A 6080-nucleotide genomic window follows, 5' to 3' on the forward strand; every position below is an offset into this window, starting at 1 on the left:
TAAGTCATCGGAGTAAACATCATGACCATCCTCGTTACCGGAGCCACCGGCAATATCGGCCGCCACGTCGTCGAACAGCTCGTGAAGCGTGGCGCCGACGTCCGCGCACTCGTACGCGATCCTTCGAAAGCGAATTTCCCGGCAACTGTCGCCGTCGCTCAAGGCGACCTGCTCGACGTCGACTCCCTTCGGGCAGCCTTCTCGGGCGTCTCCACACTGTTCCTGCTCAATGCCGTGACCGCCGACGAATACACCCAGGCACTCATCGCGCTCAACATCGCCCGCGAGTCAGGCATCGAACGCATCGTCTACCTGTCGGTGATCCATAGCGACGTCTACGTGAACGTTCCGCACTTCGCCGGAAAGCACGGCGTCGAGCGCATGATCGAGGACATGGGCCTCCACGCGACGATCCTGCGCCCGGCCTACTTCATCAATAACGATCTTTCGATCAAGGATGTGGTGACCGGATACGGCGTTTATCCCATGCCCATCGGCAGCAAGGGCCTGGCGATGGTCGATACGCGTGACATTGGCGAGGTCGCGGCCATCGAACTGCTTCGCCGCGAGCGAGCGGCCGAACCGCTGCCGCTCAACCGGATCAACGTCGTCGGCCCCGACACGCTCACCGGAGCCGATGTCGCCGCGATCTGGACGGACGCGCTTGGCCGGCCGATCGCCTACCTGGGTGAAGACATGGATGGATTCGAGAAGAACCTCCGCCAGTACATGCCCAGCTGGATGGCTTTCGACATGCGCCTGATGGGTGAGCGGTTCGTCACGGAAGGAATGGTTCCGGAGGCCGGCGATGTCGAGCGGCTGGTGGCCCTGCTGGGGCGGCCGCTTCATTCGTACGCTGAGTTTGTGGCGGGCATCGTCGCGGGGGATTGAGGTGGCGGGACGCCTTCGACCATTGCCGAAGCCCTCACCGTTCACCTTGGCCAGCGCGGGAAGACCCGGGCGATCCAATGATCGGCGCTGACATAACGTCCCGCGCCATAAAAGAACAAGACCATCACGAGAATGGTGTAGGTGACGGTGAATTCCATGCCGTTGTTCAAGATGACCGGATCGCCCAGCTCGGTGACATAGTTGAATCGGCCCGGGAAGGACTGAGCCAGCCAGGACATGAGGCCATCCAGGCGCAAACTGGCCTCCGTGGTCTTGCCGGCGATCGCCGCCCATCCGTGGGACCAATGCACGGAGAGGCCAGCGACCGTCATCAAGATCATCACGGGAATCGCCACCACGCGCGTCGCCAGCCCTAAGGCGATACACACCAGGCCCACGACCTCGGTGCCGGTCGCCAGGGCCGCCATCACATACGGCAACGGCAAACCCAACCCGCCTTGAGCCACGGGTGTCCCAAACCACTGCACGACGCCACTGAAACCGGCGAGTTTCGCGTGGGCCCCCACGTAAAGCGTGGGCAACAGGTAAAGCCGGATGGACAACAGAGCTATGAAATCGAGCCGACGGGATCGATCCAGGAATCGGTTCAGCAGATCAAGCGGACGGGGCATGGAGCACCTCGAATATCGGTGAGCAAGAAAGGAGGTTCTCCCGCAGCGCATCGGAGAGCCAGGAATCAAAAGGAAACGTTGTCACCACGGGGCCGGCTTCAAAGAGCTGAAATCGGGCGATGTCGGCCGCTCTGAGGGGCTGGGTGACCACGCGGTGGTCGGTCCTGCGATACACGGCATAGACCAGAGGTGCCTCGTTTTTCGGCGATGCGTCGATGTCGGCGTCCGCACGCAGGAGATCGATGGGCGAAGCAATCCAGCGCAGGGTGGGATTGAGTTCCAGCCGGCCGCCCCCTTGCCCGTCGACAAGGGGCCACGCGGGCACCACGGCTGGGTGCACTTCCACTTCGAAGAGCAGCCACTCGTATTCGAGCACGATGCGGTCGACGCCATTTCCTAGCCGCCCCTGCATGAATTCGAGAAACTCGGTGCCGAGCTGGATGAATGGTGCGCGCGATGCGCCGTGGATAATGCAGAAAGCCTCGATGTCGGCATCCCGCTTATCCGCGCCGCGCCGCGCCGCGAACCGCGGGAACATGCTCATCACCATTTCCCGCATCGTGGCGCGGATCAATGCACCGTATGGGCCGAAGCCGCCCCGACGAATCGCAAGGCAACGTCGCTCTGCTGCGGCGTACAGCTCGTCAAAGCCCTCGACAGTCACGCCCGGGCTGCCCGTGCTTCCAACATGGCCTGGTGGACGATACCCAACTCCCGGCAAAGGTCGTCCAGACTCGGCAGGTGATTATCCCGTTCGAGCACCACGGGCCGCCGACCAAACCGGGCCACGGCGCGCGCACCCCATTCCATGACAGCAATGGATACCGGCGTACCATGGGTGTCGAGAACCCGATCGTCGGGCCCTTGATCCAGGTGTCCGGCCATGTGGTAGTAGGCGACCGCGTCAGCGGGCAAGGCATCGAGGAACTTCGCCGCGTCCCAGCCATGGTTGCGTGAGTTGACATAGACATTGTTGATATCAAGCAACAATGCACATCCCGATGCATCCACCAGGCGAGCCAGGAATTCAGCCTCACCTATCTCGCATTCGTCATCGACGTAGTACGACACGTTCTCCAGCACAAGCTGGCGGGACATGAAATCCTGCACGGCCCGAATCTTTTCGACCATCCAACGCAGGCTGGCCTCAGTCCGAGTCACGGGAACAAGCTCATACAGGTACCCGCGGCTGTCGCGTGACATGCTCACATGATCGCTGTAGGTCTGGATGTCGTAGCGGTCAAGGAAGCTCTTTATCGAATCGAGATATTCCCAGTCCAGCGGCTGGGTGTCTCCGATGGAGAGGCTCAAGCCGTGCGCCACCATCGTATATCGCGAAGCCAAGCCCTCCATGACCTCCGCACTTTCTCCACCCAGGCCCATCCAGTTGTCGGGAACGATCTCCAGGAAATCGATATCCGACCGCACCGGACCTCTGGCGAGGCAGGACGCGAATTCACGCCGAAGGCCAAGTCCACGGCCATGTCCATTCATTGCCCACAAACCCCCTCGGCCAGCTTCCGTGCGGTCGACACCGGGGCGTCATGACCCTGCGCCGTCAGCCCGCACTTGCCATCGCGGGTGCGAACCAAGCGATCCTGCGGATCCTGCTTGATCTGCGCCTTGCCATAGATCTTTTCCGTACCGCACTTCCCACTGGCGCACTTGCCACCGTGCGATGCGGGAGCGGGCGCTGTCGACGGGACGTGTGCCGCTTGCGCATGCACGGGTGCGCTGATGGGGCCGAGTGCGGCCAAGGATGACAGCGCGATCGAGAGCGTGAGTGAGTTGTTCATGGATGGCTCTTGCTGACTTCAGGTATGGGGTAGCAGGACAGGTCGCGGCTTTCTGCGACCGGTCCGTGGTAGTACCGCTGGATGATTCGCACGTTGCCGTCCTTGTTCTTCAACGACGCCCCCATGAAGTGGTTGAGGACCAGCAACTTCGGCTGGATTGCCGCAGCCAGTTTCCCCACCATGGCCGGGGGCGCGTGGAGAAACTTGGAACCTTGGTTGGCGTCGTCATCGATGGCGGCCGGCATCACCAGGATGTCCGCACCTTTGGCGAAATCGATAAACCCCGCGCGGCTTCCGTTCTGATCGGCGGAGATCACGATCGTGCCGTGCTCGCCCTCGACGCGGAACGCCAACGTCGGAACCTCGCCATGGGGAATACCGAACGCGTAGACCTTTACGTCCGCGTCTTGATAGACGAGGCTCCGCTGAGACGCGTGCGTGTCGACGTCCTCGATCGGCTTGACGGCGAGTTGCAAGCCATCGCTGCCATCATGGAGGCCATGCAGATACGCAAAGGATCCCTTGCCTGCGCCGAACATGTCCTTGAAGAAGGCCGTCATGCTGGGGAAGACATCCGACCCGTTGGGACCGGCCAACGCGACCGTGTTCGGTGTGGCCATGAAGTAGCCGCCCTTGAGAATGGCCGGTAAATCTGCACTGTGATCGGTGTGAAAGTGCGAGATACCAATGAAGCGCAGGTCTTCCAGGCGCGCGCCAGCCTGCCCGAACCGCAAGTACGTGCCGCCACCCGCATCGATCAGCAGGCGCGACTTTCCATCGATCCAGATGACTTGTCCCGATGACGCGCGGGCATCGTCGGAGATGGGACCGCCGGAGCCCAGCAACTGAATGGACATGGCGCCGGTGGAGTTGCAAAGCGGCTCGGCGGCGAATGCGCCAAAGGACGTTGCCACCAGGCCGAGTGCGCCGGCGGCTCGCAGGATGTGTTTCACGTAAGACTCTCCATGTTGGGCAGCAGCCGTGCGTTCGCTCGACAGCGCGACGGCATCAGGCTTGAACCGCTATTTCGCAACTGGCATGCGCGGTCGCGTCATTGCATCCATCGCGCGTGCCGCTCAGAGACATACGATGGCTGCTACGCCGAGGTCATCTGCATTCGCCTGCGATGACGCCATACCGGCGGGGATTTATCGTCTCTGATTGAAAGCTCTCGTGAGTGTCTACGAAAAGCTTGGCTATCCATTGTTCCTGTCCATGGCTCTCTCCATACGTTCCAATACTTCACCTACTTGTGAAGGCGCTTCTCCAATCCTGCAGCTCGCTTCGCTGTCTTTCTGACCACGCAGTCGGCGGATGTCAGCTGATCGATCGTACCGGGATATTCTGGAATGGCGCAACGCCGTTCCTTGTCCATGAGTCACGTCCTCTCCGCGCTTCTCCATGCAGACTTTAGCCCGTTTTCTTGGACTTGAATCAACGTTGCGAAAGTTCTCACTCAATGAGAAAAAAAGCGCCGCACTATTTACCTTCGGTTCGTTCGGCGTTGAAGGCAATCGCATCTCGTGCCTGATCCCACGATAGCCGTGCATGAGCCATAGCGGCACTGCAAACCATGTTCGTCAGTGCCGCCATGGCTTCCAGTGACAGCGCCATGCGACGACGGTCCAGCGCATCGGATTCATGCACGAGGTCGGCGAGAAATTCGGGCCGCAATCAGGTCCAGATGCGGCACACCACATAACGCAGCGCGCCGTGGGTCAAACGGACTCGCGGGTTCACCGGCGGCCCGAGACCGGGCGCTCCAGTAGATCGATACAGAAAGAGGGAGCTTTGGCACGAGAGCGATACTTCAAACGATACCTATGCCAGGGCCGTTTCCGGATACCGCTAATGCCCCTAACCGTTGTGCCGCAAAGACTACAAGCGGTTGTGGAGCGGGTGAAGGGAATCGAACCCTCGTCAGTAGCTTGGGAAGCTACAGCTCTACCATTGAGCTACACCCGCGTCGGGCATGGATGGTAATACGACAGTGGCGATGGGGGAAAGGTGGCGGGTGGCTGAACGCGTCCGTGGATTCTTACGCCGGCTCCAGGCCCTGCGCGCATAATCCGGCGAGGGAATCCCTACGAGGGTCGTGCCATGCGTCGTGCGTTTTCGCTTTCCATCGCCATCGGGCTCGCGCTCGGCGCGGGTCTCGCGGGTGCCCAATCGCGCACCGTGTCCACGGCAGACATGCCCAAGCCGGGCGTCAGCTACATTTCCGGGCCCTCCGTACCCGTTCGCAAGGACACCGTGAGCACCGGAAGCCTGCCGCAGCCGCCCCGGTTCTATGTGGGCGGGCAGCTAGCCGTGGGCGATGACGGGTATCGGGACCACTCCGGCTACGGCGATGGCTCCGTGGCGGAAAGCGGTTACTACTACGGTGGTGGCTATCCCCCGGGCTACGGTTACGGCTACGACCGGGACGACCGGCGCGGGCACGGGCATGACGGCCATGACGGGCACGGCCATGACCACGATGGCCCGGGCAACGGTCACGACGGCGGCCACGATCACGACCATGACCGGAACGGCTCGGTGAGCCTGGCCGCCCCCTCCGGCGGAAACGCCTCGGCCAGCGGAGCCGGTGTGAAGCTGGCGCCGCAACGGCCTCCGGAGCGGGACGACCACTGGCGGAATGGTTGGAATGGTGGCTATGGAAACCAGCAGCCTCAGCCCGGTACGGGGATGACGAACAGCAGGGCGCCGCAGCCGGGTACCGGTATGGGGTCGGGGAATCAACCGGGGACAGGGATTCCTT

7 protein-coding genes and 1 tRNA gene are annotated in these 6080 nt (G+C 61.9%); 2 read left to right on the forward strand and 6 right to left on the reverse strand.

What is annotated here, in order from left to right:
* Positions 1-21: 21 nt before the first annotated feature.
* On the forward strand, positions 22-891 hold the full coding sequence (locus tag ACR9ZJ_RS11590; protein WP_481287834.1) for an SDR family oxidoreductase: 870 nt from the start codon (positions 22-24) through the stop codon (positions 889-891).
* 41 nt (positions 892-932) lie between these two features.
* Here ACR9ZJ_RS11590 and ACR9ZJ_RS11595 read toward each other — a convergent pair whose 3' ends face one another.
* The 6 genes from ACR9ZJ_RS11595 to ACR9ZJ_RS11620 form a co-directional block, all read right to left on the reverse strand.
* The gene (locus ACR9ZJ_RS11595; RefSeq protein WP_481281594.1) at positions 933-1523 is read right to left on the reverse strand and encodes an HvfX family Cu-binding RiPP maturation protein; all 591 of its coding nucleotides are present in this window, start codon (positions 1521-1523) and stop codon (positions 933-935) included.
* Positions 1507-2187 (reverse strand): hypothetical protein, encoded by a 681-nt coding sequence (locus ACR9ZJ_RS11600; RefSeq protein ID WP_481287835.1) that lies wholly within the window; start codon positions 2185-2187, stop codon positions 1507-1509. The genes ACR9ZJ_RS11595 and ACR9ZJ_RS11600 overlap by 17 nt, the downstream gene beginning before the upstream one ends.
* Entirely contained in the window at positions 2184-3017 is an 834-nt protein-coding gene (locus ACR9ZJ_RS11605) for an MbnB/TglH/ChrH family RiPP precursor modification enzyme (RefSeq protein WP_481287836.1), read from the reverse strand. Before ACR9ZJ_RS11605 ends, ACR9ZJ_RS11600 begins: the two co-directional genes overlap by 4 nt.
* Positions 3014-3319 (reverse strand): hypothetical protein, encoded by a 306-nt coding sequence (locus tag ACR9ZJ_RS11610; RefSeq protein ID WP_481287837.1) that lies wholly within the window; start codon positions 3317-3319, stop codon positions 3014-3016. The genes ACR9ZJ_RS11605 and ACR9ZJ_RS11610 overlap by 4 nt, the downstream gene beginning before the upstream one ends.
* Positions 3316-4272 carry an MBL fold metallo-hydrolase gene (locus ACR9ZJ_RS11615; protein ID WP_481287838.1) on the reverse strand — a complete coding sequence of 319 codons (957 nt, stop codon included), beginning with the start codon at positions 4270-4272 and terminating at the stop codon, positions 3316-3318. The genes ACR9ZJ_RS11610 and ACR9ZJ_RS11615 overlap by 4 nt, the downstream gene beginning before the upstream one ends.
* A 938-nt stretch (positions 4273-5210) precedes the next feature.
* A tRNA-Gly gene (locus tag ACR9ZJ_RS11620) sits at positions 5211-5284 on the reverse strand.
* A 135-nt stretch (positions 5285-5419) separates the two neighbouring features.
* Between ACR9ZJ_RS11620 and ACR9ZJ_RS11625 the strand changes: the two genes are divergently transcribed.
* Positions 5420-6080 (forward strand): hypothetical protein (locus tag ACR9ZJ_RS11625; protein WP_481287839.1); only part of this gene is annotated, 661 nt, incomplete at its 3' end.

The organism is Luteibacter sp. KNZ12-1A, assembly GCF_056755675.1.